The 16524-nt window shown below is 39.8% G+C and carries 18 protein-coding genes; 15 read left to right on the top strand and 3 right to left on the bottom strand.

What is annotated here, in order from left to right:
• The first annotated feature begins 67 nt into the window (after positions 1-67).
• The 7 genes from IGI38_RS14435 (at position 68) to IGI38_RS14405 (ending at position 6316) form a co-directional block, all read left to right on the top strand.
• Positions 68-760: a response regulator transcription factor gene (locus IGI38_RS14435; RefSeq protein WP_438731842.1), complete on the top strand. Its 693-nt coding sequence runs from the start codon at positions 68-70 to the stop codon at positions 758-760.
• A complete protein-coding gene (locus tag IGI38_RS14430) occupies positions 753-2063 on the top strand; it encodes a sensor histidine kinase (protein WP_438731840.1) in 1311 nt (436 codons plus the stop codon). The genes IGI38_RS14435 and IGI38_RS14430 overlap by 8 nt, the downstream gene beginning before the upstream one ends.
• 139 nt (positions 2064-2202) lie before the next feature.
• A complete protein-coding gene (locus IGI38_RS14425) occupies positions 2203-3564 on the top strand; it encodes a retroviral-like aspartic protease family protein (RefSeq protein WP_438731837.1) in 1362 nt (453 codons plus the stop codon).
• Complete coding sequence (locus tag IGI38_RS14420; protein WP_438731835.1) at positions 3552-3680, top strand: hypothetical protein; 129 nt, start codon at positions 3552-3554, stop codon at positions 3678-3680. Before IGI38_RS14425 ends, IGI38_RS14420 begins: the two co-directional genes overlap by 13 nt.
• A 325-nt stretch (positions 3681-4005) precedes the next feature.
• A complete protein-coding gene (locus IGI38_RS14415; protein ID WP_438731832.1) occupies positions 4006-4416 on the top strand; it encodes a hypothetical protein in 411 nt (136 codons plus the stop codon).
• A 180-nt stretch (positions 4417-4596) separates the two neighbouring features.
• Entirely contained in the window at positions 4597-5514 is a 918-nt protein-coding gene (locus tag IGI38_RS14410; protein WP_438731829.1) for an ATP-binding cassette domain-containing protein, read from the top strand.
• Between the two features lie 13 nt (positions 5515-5527).
• Positions 5528-6316 carry an ABC transporter permease subunit gene (locus tag IGI38_RS14405; protein ID WP_438731827.1) on the top strand — a complete coding sequence of 263 codons (789 nt, stop codon included), beginning with the start codon at positions 5528-5530 and terminating at the stop codon, positions 6314-6316.
• Positions 6317-6374: 58 nt separating this feature from the next.
• Here IGI38_RS14405 and IGI38_RS14400 read toward each other — a convergent pair whose 3' ends face one another.
• Entirely contained in the window at positions 6375-7322 is a 948-nt protein-coding gene (locus IGI38_RS14400) for an IS30 family transposase (RefSeq protein ID WP_438725454.1), read from the bottom strand.
• Positions 7323-7449: 127 nt separating this feature from the next.
• Here IGI38_RS14400 and IGI38_RS14395 point away from each other — a divergent pair, with 127 nt between their 5' ends.
• The 4 genes from IGI38_RS14395 to queG all read left to right on the top strand — a co-directional run bounded on the left by IGI38_RS14395 (position 7450) and on the right by queG (position 10451).
• The gene (locus IGI38_RS14395) at positions 7450-8253 is read left to right on the top strand and encodes a CPBP family intramembrane glutamic endopeptidase (protein WP_438731824.1); all 804 of its coding nucleotides are present in this window, start codon (positions 7450-7452) and stop codon (positions 8251-8253) included.
• Positions 8254-8417: 164 nt separating this feature from the next.
• Positions 8418-8555: a type II toxin-antitoxin system RelB/DinJ family antitoxin gene (locus IGI38_RS14390; RefSeq protein ID WP_438731822.1), complete on the top strand. Its 138-nt coding sequence runs from the start codon at positions 8418-8420 to the stop codon at positions 8553-8555.
• Positions 8556-8558: 3 nt separating this feature from the next.
• Positions 8559-8933: a nucleoside hydrolase gene (locus IGI38_RS14385; protein WP_438733382.1), complete on the top strand. Its 375-nt coding sequence runs from the start codon at positions 8559-8561 to the stop codon at positions 8931-8933.
• A gap of 375 nt (positions 8934-9308) precedes the next feature.
• Positions 9309-10451, top strand: coding sequence for a tRNA epoxyqueuosine(34) reductase QueG (gene queG, locus IGI38_RS14380; protein WP_438731819.1), 1143 nt, complete (start codon positions 9309-9311; stop codon positions 10449-10451).
• 221 nt (positions 10452-10672) lie between these two features.
• Here the strand turns inward: queG and IGI38_RS14375 are convergent, their stop codons facing one another.
• Positions 10673-11974 carry a PTS sugar transporter subunit IIC gene (locus tag IGI38_RS14375; RefSeq protein WP_438731816.1) on the bottom strand — a complete coding sequence of 434 codons (1302 nt, stop codon included), beginning with the start codon at positions 11972-11974 and terminating at the stop codon, positions 10673-10675.
• An 11-nt stretch (positions 11975-11985) separates the two neighbouring features.
• Positions 11986-12603, bottom strand: coding sequence for a hypothetical protein (locus IGI38_RS14370; RefSeq protein WP_438731813.1), 618 nt, complete (start codon positions 12601-12603; stop codon positions 11986-11988).
• A 39-nt stretch (positions 12604-12642) separates the two neighbouring features.
• On the opposite strand from IGI38_RS14370, the gene IGI38_RS14365 reads away from it, so the two are divergent.
• From IGI38_RS14365 to IGI38_RS14350, 4 genes are all read left to right on the top strand, one after another.
• On the top strand, positions 12643-13335 hold the full coding sequence (locus IGI38_RS14365) for a MurR/RpiR family transcriptional regulator (RefSeq protein ID WP_438731810.1): 693 nt from the start codon (positions 12643-12645) through the stop codon (positions 13333-13335).
• Positions 13336-13610: 275 nt separating this feature from the next.
• The gene (locus IGI38_RS14360) at positions 13611-14294 is read left to right on the top strand and encodes a flavin reductase family protein (protein ID WP_438731807.1); all 684 of its coding nucleotides are present in this window, start codon (positions 13611-13613) and stop codon (positions 14292-14294) included.
• Positions 14295-14672: 378 nt separating this feature from the next.
• Positions 14673-15263, top strand: coding sequence for a hypothetical protein (locus tag IGI38_RS14355; protein WP_438731804.1), 591 nt, complete (start codon positions 14673-14675; stop codon positions 15261-15263).
• A 599-nt stretch (positions 15264-15862) separates the two neighbouring features.
• Positions 15863-16447, top strand: a complete 585-nt coding sequence (locus IGI38_RS14350; protein ID WP_438731802.1) for a hypothetical protein — start codon at positions 15863-15865, stop codon at positions 16445-16447.
• The last annotated feature ends 77 nt before the right edge of the window (positions 16448-16524 follow it).

The following is a 16524-nucleotide window of genomic DNA, read 5'->3' as shown; positions in this document are numbered from 1 at the left end:
ATTCAAGCTTCGTTAGAGGTTCATCCTTTATAATTGAGGAGAGTCTAAGTTTTAAGGAGGATGACGAATGAAACTTTTACTAGTTGAAGATGAGGCGATGCTAGCTGAAGCAACCGCCCAAATACTAAAAAAACAAGGCTACTTGGTAGATATAGCAGAAGAAGGCGAGTATGGATTAGACTGCTTGCTTTCAGGGGTCTATGATTTAGCGATTTTAGATATTATGCTTCCGAAAAAGGACGGATTGGCGATCTTAAAAGAAGCGCGAGAAGCCGGGATCGAAATTCCGATCCTAATGTTAACGGCAAAGGGGGAATTGGATGATCGGGTGGATGGACTAAACAGCGGCGCTGATGATTACCTCAGCAAACCGTTCCAATATCAGGAGCTTTTGGCTCGACTGAAGGCATTAAGCAGACGAAGAGGCGAATTTAAGATCGATGGCATTCTTTCCTTCGGTGATTTTGAACTGAACCCCTATAATTTAAGCTTAAAAACCCAGACGGCGGAGCTTGGATTAACCAAAAAAGAAGCCAATATTTTGGAAATCCTAGTAGCAAATTATCCGCAGCTTTCTTCTAAGGATCGGATCATTGAAAAGGTTTGGGGCTATGATTCAGAAGCTGAGTACAATCATGTGGAGATGCATGTTTCGCTATTAAGAAAAAAATTACGACAAGTAGCGAGTGTGACTCAGATCAAAGTTGTCCGGAATTTAGGGTATCGCTTAGCGTTTACGAAGGGTGATGCCGATGATTAATCAGTTTAGAAAACGATTGATTGCGATGACGACGGGATTCGTGGCAGTTATCCTAATCGCGGCTTTCGCGACCATTTTTCTTACAACCTATCTCAACCAACAATCAGATAATGAGGAAAAGCTGAATCAAGCGGAGCAGCTGCGAATCACCGGCGGAAAAGTAGCGTTTGATGGGAAAAGCGATGATGCAGTGGAAATTAATCGAATCGTGACGGGTGCGGGCGTCTATTTTAATATGCTGGTAGACAAATCCGGCAAACCAATCATGATCGATTCCGCCTTGAAGCTGTCTAAAAAGCAGTATAACAAGGCCGCAAAATATGCCTGGAAAAACCAAGAAGGCGGCGTTATTAAACTAAACGGACGAGAATGGCAATACGTTGTTGCTCCGGCCATTGCTAATTTTGATTATGGCAGTGAGGATAAGGAACAAGTCATCGATAATAATGATGAGACGTATCTCATGCGCTTTTTAGACATTACCGATTCGAAGAAAAGCTTGTCTTCTCTGGCAACAACTTTGATTGTTGTAGGGATTGGATTGATGATTTTCTTCTTTCTAGTGATAATTTTCTTCACGAATCGTGCGCTCCGACCGATGGAAGAGGCTTGGAAAAAGCAAAAGCAGTTTATCGCCGATGCTTCTCATGAATTGAAGACACCGTTAAGTATCATTTCAACAAATGTCGACGTGCTTTATTCCAGTCAAGAGGACACTATTAGAGAACAGTTGAAATGGTTGAATAATATTTCTAGCGGAACGAAGCGGATGAATGGGCTGGTGAATAAATTGCTTGCCGTTGCAAAAGCCGATAACAGCTATGACCAGCTGAATGTTACGAGTGTTCAACTGGATCTGCTGCTGACGAATGCGTTGGCCAATTACGAAACGAAATTCGAAGATAAAAAGATTACGCTCAACAAAAATATGACAAAAATAACCGCCAAAACCGATGAAGTCCTATTGCAGCAACTCTTCGATATCTTTATCGATAATGCCAGCAAGTATACGGATGAAAATGGTATGTTTGATGTTTCCCTTGAAGCAAAAGGGCGAGAGGGGATTATTATTTTTCGAAATACTGGTGACGGAATCGCTGAGGAAGACCTGCCGAAGATTTTTGATCGTTTCTATCGAACAAACGAGGTTCGACAAAAATATGAAGGAAGCTACGGTTTAGGGTTATCCATTGCGCAAAGTATTGTTGATCAGCTCGGTGGAAAAATCGACGTTGAAAGTACCGTAAATGAAGCAACAGTGTTTACGATTCGTCTGCCGCTAAAGAAGCAGTTTTCGAAATAACGAACATTTTACAATAATATCAGGTCATAAATTGACACTCGCCATTTATTGGCGGGTGTTTTTTCGAAATTCAAGCTTCAATCAAGGTTCTTATTCTACTATGACATCAAAAGAAATCAACGAATGAGGAGAAGTATCTATGGGAAGAATAATGAGAGTCAAAATACTTGCGATTGTGTTATATATCGCATTTTTTTCTGTTTTTATTGGAGGGTGCAGCACTAAAAATGCGCAAGAGGCTGGCAATAAAGCAACAAACGAGTCCTCTTCCTCCACACCGATAAATCCAACTCATTACGTATCAAGAGAAGGACTAGGAAATCGATTACTACAACAGGAAAAGCTGCTGGAGGATTCACCTGATAGTGAAGAAAACCAGATTGCTTATGCTCAAACACTGTATGCTTTGGGAAATTTTGACTATGCGAGAAAGATTGTTGATCCCTTGCTAAGTACGAAAACTCCAATTCCGGCAGCGATGGAGCTTTCTGCACGGCTGCATTATATTCATGGAGAATATAACCAAGCAGAAAAACTTTTTCAAAAGCTTCTTACGGTCAAAGAAGAAGAGCTGACCACTCGAGCGAAGGAAGGCTTGCTGAATGTTTACTACCAAACAAATCAATACCAAAAGGTCAAAGAGCTGAAAAGTAAAAAGGAAGAGAAATCTGCATTGCAAAAATTAATGGAAAACTTTGGTGAGGAACAGTCGTATCTAATGAATTGGAACGGTGTTGAAAAAGTAACAGTTCCATTAACAGCGACAGATCCCGCTCCGGTGATTCCGATCGAGGTGAATGGTGTCAAAATGAATGCTGTGATAGATACAAGTGCCGATGGGTTGGTGCTGGATAAGGAAAAGGCTGCTGAATTGGGTATTGAATCGCTTGCTGATTTTCAAGGAAGATATGAGGGCGGAAGCTCTGGAGAGGTTGCCTATGGAAAAGCACAATCACTAAAATTAGGCGAGATCGAGCTCAATAATGTTCCCACCACAATCAGTTCGTTATCGAATACTAGGAAAGAAATTTTCACTGAAATTCCAGCTGTTCATGCGGTGATCGGAACAGGTATTTTGAAGCAATTTATTCCTACGATCAATTATGAAACTGGGGAACTCACATTGTTTCTAAGAGGTGAAGCTGGTCAGAAACTGCTAAAAGAAATGATTTCCAAGAACAAGTTGGTCGATCAGGTTCCTTTTACATTATCAGGAACGCATTATCTCCATACAAAAGGCTCAGTAGATCGAAACAACTATTTAAATATGCTGATAAATTCCGGTTTAGTAACTAAAGGAGGGAACGGGCCAATACTTTCAGGTGCGTTGATGAAGCTGCTAAAAATGCCAGTTCCGCAATTAGTAAACTCACAACTAGCAGGAACTGACGGCGAAAAATTTCAAGTGGGCTCGGTAAATGTTTCCAGCTATGGCGTTGGACGATTGGTGTCAGAAGCCTCAATCGGACAGTATTATAGTGGCGAGCCTTGGAGAGCTTAGGACAAGCAAACGGCTTCGTATCAGATGCGATGGTTGGCCATAATTTCTTGAAAAATCAAACATGGACAATTGATTTTGATACGATGTCAATGATTTTCAGCAAGGCCAACGAGTAGAGTCTGTTTCATTGCAATGCCTAAAAATTAAGATGCTCTCCTGAATTATAGGTTCATTATAGATAGACGCTGTATAGTAACACTCATATCAAAGGCATTACAGAAACGGAGGTGAAATAAATGCTTATGCGATCCATCGTACTGTCATTGATTCTCACCATCATTGTTAACGTGTTTTTTTCTGGACACAACCGTACAAAATAGGTGCTTGGAGGCGATTAATATTTTGATAAAAATCCTGCTGGTAAAAGTGAGTGGATCAAAACTTGAAAATAGCTGAAGGCACTAATCACTCAACAAACTGTTTACGAAAGGCGGACTCAGAGTGGAAAAACAAAAATTCCAACGAATTAGAGACAATCTTTTTTGCCAATACAGCATATTTTTTCTATTTTTGATTGCTGTACATTTTTTACCTTCAACAAAGCTTATTACGATCATTAGTCTGTTTGCACTATTGATCAGCAGCTTCATTCTTTTCTTTTATAAAGGAAAAATTCGGACTACGCATTTCCTTATGGAACGTTATGTTTTATTTCTGCTTCAGTTATTTATTTTTAGAAAACTCGGTGCTTTCCAAGGATATTACGTCAATGAACTATTTGGTTGGAGTGTGAACCAATTATTACGATATTGGCTGCCGTTGTATCAGCTAACATGTCTTTTGGGCTATAACTTTGGAATAAAGCAGCTGAATAAAAGCAGAAATAAAAGGAACTATCTTTTCGCCAAATAAACAGGCGACGGACTATAAAAATGAACGTCTATTCATTGCTGCGGATGAATAGGCGTTTTTTTGCATCAAAATGAAGGAAAAAGAGACAATTCAAGGTTCATTATAGGTTGAATCGCTATAGTAAGACCACCGCATTTCAAGGATGTGGGTGAGGAAGATAAAGAGAAGGGGACTCATAAAATGAGGGAAACAATTTTAAAAACAAATGATCTAGTAAAAAACTATTCTGGAGGCGCAGGCGTTAAAAATATAAATATGACGTTGAAGAAAGGGGATATCTATGGATTTATTGGTCAAAACGGAGCAGGAAAAACCACACTATTACGGCTGGTTACTTCCTTGATCCATCCAACAAGCGGCAATCTTGAACTTTTTGGAAGCGGCGAAGAGGGACAGTTAATCCTAGCAAGAAAAAGAATTGGTGCCATGATTGAGACGCCCGCCTTTTTTCCAAAAATGACAGCACGAGAAAATCTGGAATATTATCGCATTCAAAGAGAGATTGCGGACGAAAATGAGATTGAACGGGTCCTGAAATTAGTTAATCTGGATGCAACTGGAAGCAAAAGGTTCAATCAGTTTTCCCTTGGAATGAAGCAGCGTCTAGGGCTTGCGCTTGCCATCATGGGCGATCCTGAATTATTGATCCTAGACGAACCAATCAATGGATTAGATCCGACAGGAATGATCGAATTTCGAGAAATCATCAGCAAGCTGAATCAGGAAAAAAAGATTACGATCCTAATTTCCAGTCATATTCTTTCAGAGCTAACTCAAATAGCCACAAGATATGGCATTATTCATCACGGAGCACTATTGAAGGAATTTACTAAGGAAGAGCTGGATAAAAATACACAAGGATATATCTCTATGAAGGTGAGCAGCGCTGTGACGGCTAGCGAGATCATTCAGACAACGATGAATACGAAGCAATTTGAGGTTCATTCTACCGAAGAAATTCGATTGTTTGATTTCCATAAGGATACGTCAAAGGTGATCGAGCTTCTAAGTTCCAATGGGATAAAAATCTATTCGTCAAACGAAATAAAAATAAATTTGGAAGACTATTTCATCAGTGTCATCGATGAAATAGCTTGAGGGAGCACAAATGATGGTTAATATCATTAAATCAGATATTTTTCGAATAAAAAAAGGAGCAGCGGTTCGCAACGTCTTTCTGGCGGGAATGATCATTATCGTCATTACAGGTGTCAACATGCTGGGCTCTAGCAGCGGTCTTGGAGGTGTCGGTGTCCAATCTACCGCCAGTGCCGCGAGGTCATTACCTGGAAATGGGGCAGAATTCGTTCAGCAGATGCGGGATGACGGGTTATTTCCATTCTTTATTCTAGCTTTTGCTGTGGCGGTACTAGGTGCGGAATATTCTACCGGAACCATTCGCAACAGCTTGTCCTATTTTGTTGATCGCAAGAGTGTATTCTTCGCGAAATGTATCACCGGATTTCTATGCTGCCTGACCTACACGTTGCTATGTTTAATAGTAAGTTTTGTCGCAGGAACGATTCTATTCGGATTTGGCGGCTTCAGTCTAACCTTTATCGCCAGAATTCTGGCCCAGATAATCTTATCGACACCGTTATATATGGGAATGATCACTATCGGAAATGGCCTGCTTGTATTTACCAAGAAAACAAGTATCACCATTACGATTTATTTAATCGGCTTGGTCGCTTTTCCATCCGTCATTTATCAAATCTATCAGCTGATTCCAGCAGAATGGCTGACACTTTGTGATCCATTGTCCGCCTTCTCCATGCTATCAAGATTTTGGGAATTTCCTTTAATGAATGTAGGAATGGTTCTGCTATTTTGGGTCATCTTAGATGCGCTTCTATTGTTCGTTGGGGCACGGTTGTATGCTGACGCAGACATTGCGTAACAAAAGTGAAATAAAGACCAGAAGAGTCGTACACTATAGACTTTTTAACGCTGAATTGTCAAATTAATTGCAACATTTCTTCTTGAAAGACTTCCCAACAATTTTTCCAGTTCAATGTTTTTTTAGGACGCATATTTATCTTGCGTAATGCTTCCTGTTTCTCCGTAGGGGGTACCTTTGAAAAATCAGTTCCCTTAGGGAAGAATTCTCTAAATAAACCATTCCCATTTTCGTTAGATCCGCGTTGCCATGGGGAGTATGGATCACAAAAATACATAGGTACGTCTAAATCTTTCTCAATTTCTTTCCAGCAAGAAAACTCTTTCCCACGGTCGACCGTAAAGCTTAAAAATGCCTTGTGACTCCCTAGGTCTTGCACAAAAGCTTTAATCGCTTGTGCCATTGACTTCGCGGTACGATCCCTCATTGAGATCGCCCAATAAAAGCGTGTTTTCCGTTCAATAAACGTTGCTTCGCAGGCTTTGCTTTCCCCTCTGCTAGAAACAACTGTGTCCAACTCCCAATGTCCAAATTCTTCTCGAGTTGACACAGAAGCTGGGCGTTCATCAATGGTATGCCCTACAGTCATTTTGCCTCGTGCCTCTTCTTGTTTTTCTTGTCTTCTGCCTTTATGTCTCAGACACTGTTTAGACACATTAAGAATACCGGCATAGAGCCAATTGTAAATGGTTTTGAATGAAACTATTTGACGATCATTCGCAATTTGTTCAGGGGACCAGCTGTCTTCAAGATCACATTCAATCTGATAAGCGAATTCAGAAGTCCATTTGGACTTCGCACCACAGGCACTGCGCTTCATTTCCGCATCTAATTGCGCATTGTCGGCATTATAGATCAAATCTTCGGGTACTCGTTTCAACTCACGATCAATCGTTGTTCGGCTAACACCAATTCTGTCCGCTATTTCTTGAATACTCTTGGCATCATAAATCATCGTCTCTATACATTTTCGATTATCTCGTGTAAGCTTTTTGTGTGAACCCATCAAAATCACTCCTAGTAGTTTGTTATCCTAAACTCATTTTACTAGAAATTTTTGATGGGTTCTTTGTTGCGATTAATATTACAATTCAGCTAACAAAAAAAATTGAAACTACCGAAAGGAAACGTTTATGAGAGATACTAAAAAATCAATTATTGCATTTCTGATTATCTGCTTTGCATTAAGTTCAATCTTCTATGTACTTATTATCAACTACCAAATCATAAATATGGCAAATCTATTGATGTGGTGTCCGGGAGTTGCTGCGATAATCGTTAAGCTGCTTTACCACCGTGACGAGAAGATCTTTAATCTAAAAAAATTTAAACTAAAATACGTGTTAGTAGGCATAGGGATTCCACTTTTATATAGCCTTTTATCCTATGGAATTTACCTAATTATGCGGGGGAATGACGTCATTTCAGGGAAGACAGTCGGGACTCTTTTAAGTCAGCCGTTAATCCTGTTACTGTATATAGGTATCTTTTTTATCACTGCTTTAGGCGAAGAAATCGGCTGGCGCGGATTCTTGAATCGTGAAATGTTCAAGCTTTTTGGGTATCGTAAAGGAGCATTTTTCACAGGCTGTATCTGGGCTGTCTGGCATCTGCCGCTGATAGTCACTGGCTACGTATCCAGCATTCCGATAGGGTACCAGGTTCCGATCTATGTGGTCCAATGTATTGCCATGTCTTATCCGATGTCTTACTTAAGTCTCAAATCAAAAAGTGTCTGGCCAGCGGCATTTTTCCATTTCACACACAATTTCGTCATTCAAATCCTATTAGACCAATCCATTAGCGGGAAAAACAAACCGTATTTAGTGGGCGAGACTGGAATACTAACGATCTCAATAATTTTGATTATCTGTTACATCTATGCAAAGAAATCCCTAGATGAGATGGAAGAGAATCAGGTGCTTGAAAATAGATAAATTTAGGCTTTAGAAAAGCAAGTGACTGTGCAGATTTTTGATGATCTGCATAGTCTATTTTTCACTATAATTATCAATCAAAAGAAATTTAAAAGGATCAGGTAAATAGTAATAATCCATTTTTTTACGATATAATAAAAGAAACAATGAGGGGGTGAATAACAATGGCTAAATTACAAATTTCCATTGATGATGAGCTGAAGCATAATGCAGAGAAATTAATTGATGAATTAGGTTTAACACCCCGAACAGCCATAACGATTTTTTATAAACAAATGTATTCTAGGCAAGCCGTGCTATAGTTAATAAAAAATGTAGAATCACGTTTTGCGAAAGGGACCGCCGCTGCTGAGATCAATCAGTTAAAGAATAAAGGTAAGGTCAGTCATCTAGCCTATGAATTACTGTCCTTTTATAACCAATCCGGACGACAATTTGGCTTTATCAATTCACCGATCCACGACCTCTGTGCAGTCGTATATCTGCTAAAACCAGAACTGTTCAACGGCAGCTTCGCCGATATTCATGTCATTACCGATGATTCACCCGCTCGAGGATTAACCTATGGCGATTTTCGAAGAATTGCCCCAGAGCCGAAGAATACGCTTGTTTTGGATGATGTGGATCGGGAGGGGTTTGTGGAGATTTTGAGAAAGGCATTAGTTAGACTTGACGAATAATCAATATATATATAGAAATTCCATGTAAAGAAATCACCTTTTGTAAAAGTACTGGACGGATTTCCCGTACAGCATTCTGACAAAATAGGTGATTTCTTTTGCTAGTAAGGAACATGTGATATAGTAGGGCCTGTAAATTCGTATCAGGATTTCAGTTCTACTTCCAGTTTTAGCCGATTTAGTAGAATGACAAACGTGGTGAGAGTCAGATTCATTTTTTCGATTTTTGAAAAATGATTTCCTTAATACGAACTAGGATCTCAGTTCTACTTCCGGCTTTAGCCGATTTAGTAGAATGACATACGTGGTGAGAATCGGATTCATTTCTTCGGTTTTTGAAAAATGATTTCCTTAATACGAACTAGGAGTGGAACTATGCAAACGTTAAAAGAACGGATTATCGCTGAAAGTAAGCAGCTAGGGATCGATAAAATCGGTTTTACAACAGCCGAGCCTTTTGATTATCTAGAGGAATCATTGCTGGAGCAGCGCTCGCTGGGGCATGCTTCTGGATTTGAACATCAAAATATCAAAGAACGGCTTTATCCAGAAGAAACATTTGAAGATCCTAAAAGTATCATATCAATTGCGTTGGCGTATCCAACCAAAATCCACGAAAAGGTCCCTCGTGATGAAAAACGTGGTCAATTTGCTCGTGCTTCGTGGGGTACGGATTATCATTTCATTCTAAAAGAACGGCTGACTAAGTTGATCGACTTTATTAAGGAGCAGGCTGAAACGGAACAGCTTCAAGCGCAATGGCGTTTTGCCCCGCAAGTCGATACGGGTGAGCTGGTCGATGTTGCCGTTGCGCAACGAGCGGGTCTAGGCTTTATCGGTTGTAACGGCCTGCTGATCACTGAAGAATACGGTTCCTTCGTGTACCTTGGCGAAATCATCACGAATATCCAGTTCGAACCAGACCAGCCAGTTCCAAACGGATGTGGCGATTGTACACGCTGCATTACCGGCTGTCCGACTGGTGCCCTATTAGGAGATGGGCGGATGAATGCTAAAAAGTGTCTCTCGTATCAGACCCAAACTAAAGGCATGATGCCGGAGCAGTATCGAAAGAAAATGCGCAACGTGATATACGGCTGTGATATTTGTCAGCTCGTCTGTCCATACAATCGCGGCAAAGACTTTCATTTTCACGAAGAGATGGAGCCAAAAGTCGATGAGGTCTATCCCAAATTGACACCGCTCCTATCTATCTCAAATCGTGAGTTCAAAGAGCAATTCGGACACTTAGCCGGATCTTGGCGCGGGAAAAAACCGCTGCAGCGCAATGCACTGATCGCCTTAGCTAACCTCGGCGGGAAAGAAGCACTACCAGAAATTCAAGCCTGTCTACAGGATCAGCGACCAGTCATTCGCGGCACCGCTGTCTGGGCATTAGGCCAGTTGACAAAGAAAGCGCCAGAAGAAACGATCCATCTGTTGATGGAATTAGAAAAAACTGAAACTGATTCAGAAGTTTTGACCGAAATAGAAAATGTTTTGGAAAGGCTTAGCTGAGTTAAGAGGATCGAACACGAAGTATGGTGTTCGGTCTTTTTTCGAGGTATTTTCTTGGAAGTTGCTTAGAAAAATTGTGGGAAAAGTTTTATTTTTTTCGTCTTTACTTAGAGGGAGTAGCCTGCTTTTCTGCAACGTTAGCATTTATGAAGCTCAATTATCAGAATCGACAATTGAGCTATTTTTTGTATCTAAATGGAGGATTTTTCTTTGTATCCTATTTACAGTTCTTCATCCACCAGCTTAGTTTTATTATTTTCCATAACCTTGAAGAATGGATAATAGATAATAGCACTAATCAAGATCAACACCAAACAGAAGACGATATTTCGCCAATCCATACTTGAAAGATACGCTTGTGCAAAGAATGGGGTGAAGGAGGGATCAACGATAAATCCAATTCCAATCAAACCGATACTTTGAGCGAAATAGGTCAGCAGCAAGGAAACAATCGGTGTTATTAAAAATGGAATCGCCAGAATCGGATTAAAAACGATTGGAAGTCCAAAGATGACTGGCTCATTGATTGAACAAATGCCGGGAATCAGGGATAGCTTCCCGATTGTTCGATACTCTGAGACTTTACTTCGCATCATCAAAATAATTAACCCCAGCGTTCCACCCGCACCACCTAAAACCGAAATACGAAACATTTGCAGATTCATTAGGTGAGTCATCGTTTCCCCGTTAGACATTTGTTCGGCATTCAGTCCTGTCTGTGCCATTCCCAGAGTAAAGACGATCGGGAAAATGATCGATGAGCCGTTAATACCGAACAACCATAAGATATTCCCTAGGGTCACGATCAGTAAGAAACCACCAAGACTTCCTGCGATATTCGTGGCTGGTGTCAAAACGTCCATCACCGTTTCAGGAAAAATCTTTTCTGTCGTTACTAAGAAAATCAGATTAATCCCATAAAAGAGGATGATATTCGTTAGTAAAGGAACGAGCGTGTTGATGAAGGTGGCGACCATTGGCGGTACAGTATCCGGCAATTTTAATTTGATATTTTTCACTTCAAAGATCCTGTTCACTTCCACCACGAGTAGACCAATGATGATTGCGACGAACAGCCCATTTGTCCCTAAATAATTCAGGTTGATGTTTCCCTCTTTAACAGGGGTACAAACCATCAGAAAAATGACGGAGGCCACCATCCCATTCATGGCCGGATTAATCTTGTATTCACTGGCAAGTGAGAAGGCGATTCCGAAAACGCTGATCAGCCCGATGATACCCATAGTCAGATTGTATGGAGCAGTGATTAAATCATAATTGGCAACTGCAAAATCCTTCCACCCAGCCATGAATGTCATAAAAAAATTGGCTGTGGCTGGATTGTATTGATCTATATTAATCGGTGGATTCGCAAAGATCAGGAAAAATGATCCAATCACGATAAAGGGCAGCCCAAACATCATCCCACTCGAGATTGCTTTAAGATGTCGCTGATTTCCGATTTTTGCTGCAAAAGGGCTAAGCAAATCATTAAGCTTCGTTATGACTGTAGAATTTTCCATGATGTTCCCTCCTATACTTGCCAAGGATTGAAAACAAATGTGCTTGGCACAACATGCTGTGGGTCATACTTTTTGATGATTTCTTCATATTGTTCCTTATAGTCATTATCGACCTTTGCTTGAGGAACGACTTTGCTTGCTTCATGTAAGAAATGTTCTGAACCGCGCCCCATTTCTTGTCCACGCGTGGTGTGTTTATCCAATGCGATGTCTGGTATTTCAGGCACATAACCCATAGCGAAGCTTTTTATCACGATATTTTTGAGCAGGTCGGAGGAACGGTCTTTTTCTGAACCGCACAAGTAACGAATGGCGTGAAAGAAAAACATTGCCCGGTCAGATTCATTATATTGAAATTCCTTGCGCATTTGATTTAAGGTATTGATCATAATTGCCGCTTGCGGATTTCCCATCCCTACATCCTCAACGCTGATGGCTAATAAACGTCTCCATAGCTTTTCTTCAAATTGAGGTGAGGTAATATACATTTCATAGGCAAATTCACAGGCTGCTTTTTCCATTCCTCTGCGGATCGATTTTTGTAGAGCTGAGATGACTTCATCGCCTTGAAGGCCATTTCGTGTCGTCATTTTTGCCCATGGATCTTGAATAAAATTATTTTTTGTCATGTTATAATACTCCTAACTAAAGAATTTGAGGTGGATCTTATGGATACTGAAACGCTGATTGATAAGTATCAGTTGAATGATTCAGAAGCAGCCGTTTTACGTTTTATGGATAAAAATCGTGCTTCACTAAGAGATTTAGGCATTCGCGATGTTGCTAGAGAATCTTATGTCTCAACAGCGACCATCGTCAATATGGCGAAAAAAATCGGTTATTCCGGTTATAGTGAGCTAGTCTTCGCGTATGGAAGTAAACCATTAGCAACGAACCTGACGAAGAATTTTTCAGATGAAGAAAGAGACGCGTTTGTTCGTCTACTAACAGACTATCGAGAGAAACGGATCATGATCTTGGGTTCAGGCTTCTCACAAAATATTGCGAATCATTTTTCTGAAACACTGAATCTTTATGGTTTCCGAGCAACGGCTAATAGTCATCTGGAGTTTCTGCGGGAAAACGTTGAAAAGGATGTTCTGATTTTTATTGTCTCCAACTCAGGCGACACCTTTCGTTTAGCTGATCTCGCTCAAATGGCTAAGGATCATCATATTGATCTGATCGCTTTTGTTGGCGAAAAAAACTCAAAAATAGGACAGTTGGCAACTTTGACCATCAGTACGGAGACGTATGCCCCGCGAGTCATGTCTGCGTACCAGCCAAACCTTTTCTTTGGAACGACGCTGAATCAATTCGAACTATTACTAAGTGAAGCGTTAAGATCTATCTTTGATTAGAAGAACGATGTGGCCACTGTTTCTTCACTTATCAGTATAAATATCGGATAGCGAAATGTAAGTGTTTTCCCCGGGATCTGAACATGTTTAGAAATTTGCAAACGGGTTTACAGAGCTAAGTAAAAAATCCGCTGTTTTCATAGCGATTAGAGAATATGAATGAGATTTAAAGAAAAGACTCCCATCAGAGCAACAATAGTATTTCTACTGTTCACGAGAGTAAAAAAATCAGCATCACCGATTAAAACTATCTAAAATCAAAAGGAGGATTTGCTATGAAAAAAGAGGTGTCACTTGTTGATAAACCAGAGAAGCTGGCTGGATATGATATTGAGCAATACGTCGCATTTTGCGGCAACTTGTCTTGGTATGATTTTGTTACAACCATGCCGCAATTGGTTTTTGTTGTCACAGGCTGGAAATCAAATGGCAAGGAAAATGCCTGCTTGCACTCTTGGTCTAGCTTTATGGGAAGTGGCTTGGACAACTTTATCTGTATCTTGGGAAAAGTCAGTAAAGACGGGCATATGTATCAATCACTGAAGGAAACAAAAGTCTGCGTGTTAAATTTTCCTTCAAACGATATGTACGACCGATGTGTAAAAACGATTAAGAATAATCAGTTTGAAACAGACGAAATCACCGCTTCAGGGCTTACAGCCGAGAAAGCGACAACGATCAATGCACCACGAATTAAAGAGTGTTTTTTGAATATCGAATGCGAATATTTATGGGAGCAGGAGCTTTTTGAGGGAAGTAAGGAAGTGGCGATTGCCGTAAGAGCCGTCAATATTTGTATGGATAGCGAATACTACGACCAAACCAAACTTGGAAGATATGGAAAGGACGGGTATTTGTACTACATTGATCAACCTACGAATCCAGAAACAGGAGAAATAACTCCAGTAGGCCCCGGAATAGTGGAACCTAGCGAACCCATTGAGTGGAGTGCAGATTAAGCATTTTTTATTCGACTAAGTTTTCAAAGCGACGCCTGCTATAGGACCAGCGTCCAGTCATTCGCGGTACCGCTGTCAGGGCATTAGACTAAAAGGACTAGATGGCCTATTGCATGAATTAGATAAAAACGAAACTAATCCAGAAGTCATGACCGAGACAGCAAACGTGTTGGAAAGGTTTAGTTAAGTTAAGAGGATCGAACATGAGTTATAGTGTCCGGTCTTTTTTTTGGGGGGTATTTTTTTAAAAACAAGTCATTTTATTAAAAAATTGCTCGTAATTTGGGTTTTTAATTGTTGAAAATGGCTAGTCTGATTCGATCGCCTCATTGTATAATAATGACGGGAAAAATAGACATTGTTAAGGAGAATGAAAAGGTGACAGTAGAGTATAAAAAAACACAATTATCATTTGGAGGGTATCGACCTGAACGCGTGATTTGGATCACGCTGTTGAATGGACAAAGAGTCGTAAAGTTCAATCTATTGGATCAAGCTGGAAACGTTTTATATAGAATTGAAGAAAAAAATGATGGAGCTGAAGTGATCGAAAGTAAGATTACTTATGGATCACTAACTGAAGATCAAAAAGAAGATATTCAACAAATTCTTGCGAAAAATAAGCCCCATTACAGTTGGGACGAAGAAGAAATAGAGGATGCATTGAGGTATTTTGGGTATGAAATCGCACGCTTAGATAGCTTAGTAAGGAATGCGCGAAAGCATAATGAGATTTTGGTCAATTACGACATTTACTCAAGCTACGAGGAAGACGAAGAAGGAAATAAAATCGAAAATCTGTGTGGAATAGACCATCATGAAGTAGGCACGATAACGAGAGCAGAGATTGAGAACGGTCTCGTTCAAAAGCTCCTGAAACATAAGGAATGGGATACGATCGAAATGAAGATTATAGAAAATGGTCAGCTTGATAATTATCTGTTGGAATTTGAAGACCGAGATGAGTGAAATTTTTAGGTATGTGGAAAAAGGAATAGGGGATACGGAGCCTATGCACGTCTGATTGCTGAAGATAACAAGTCTGCAATTTATGAATACGCTGCGTACAACTGGAATATTTCAGAATCCTATAATAGAGATCACGAACACGATGGCATCGTATGCTTTTCAAAATCACTCCTTCTTGAACCTGAGTTTCATACCAAACTCAAGAAATCAAAAAAGATTACTTATGGCGCCATTACTGAAGGAATAAGAATCAATCAGATTTCCATTTAAAGTAGCAAGTATGAATGGAATTACAAAGTGGTATTGGTCTGATGGTTTATCGTACACTATGAAGTTCGCTTTTCTAATTTAGAGCATTTAGCAATTCGCTAAGTGCTTTTTATGTCCTCAAATACATAATATTTGTAGAAATATTAGTCTCAAATAAATAGCAGAAGAGATTTTATGAGAAAGAGATTCATGGGGTGACTATTTTTGTTGTCTTCATTCTTTTATAATAGTTTTATGAAAGCGAACGCAAAGAGTGTTCTTTTTAGACTTGTTCGCGTAGGTAGCGAGAAAATATTAGTTATAATATATACTGGATAGTAGGTGATGTGATGAGAAAATATACAATAGCAAAAGTAATTAGTATTGATAATAGAGTTCCGATGGGAGCATCTAAGGCCTATTATGGTCATAGCGTGATTTTTCAAGATATTTCTAGTGGCACACTTTTACAGTGGGATACGAAGACGAAATTGAAATATGAAAAAGATGAGATTATCAATTATACGTATGATGAATTAGATCAAGTAACACCTATGGACTTGTTCAATGAGGATGAGGAAAGAGTGGCTATCTCAAATCCAAGAAAAGTACAGTCCTTGGACTTGCTTCTAGGTAGAAACCCTGTTCAAACACGGACCGATTATTTCTTTGTTACGAGTGTACGAACCATAGGAGAGAAGTCTTATGTGGTGCTGGTTGACAGCTATTTAGATCAAGCATTATTTGAAACTGAGGAACCAGAAATTTTTAAAAAAGGGAACGTTGTCAAACTTAGATATAAACAAACAACAAGTGCCACTGAGGCAGACGTGACAGAAGAGGATTTGCAGCATGTCGTCTATTATTTAGTAGATGTTGAAGTGAAGTACAATGTAAGCAATGAGAGAAATGTGAAATTAAAAGATCGTAGATAAGGCAGTATTGGATTTGCAGGGATATGGATATAGAAAAGATACTGATCCTATAAAGGGAAATTATACACATTTGGTAA

Origin of the sequence: Enterococcus sp. AZ128, assembly GCF_051714485.1 — a bacterium.
Lineage (GTDB): Bacteria > Bacillota > Bacilli > Lactobacillales > Enterococcaceae > Enterococcus_A.
The sequence above is the reverse complement of the archived record's forward strand: the minus strand, read 5'-3'. Positions and strand labels throughout refer to the sequence as shown.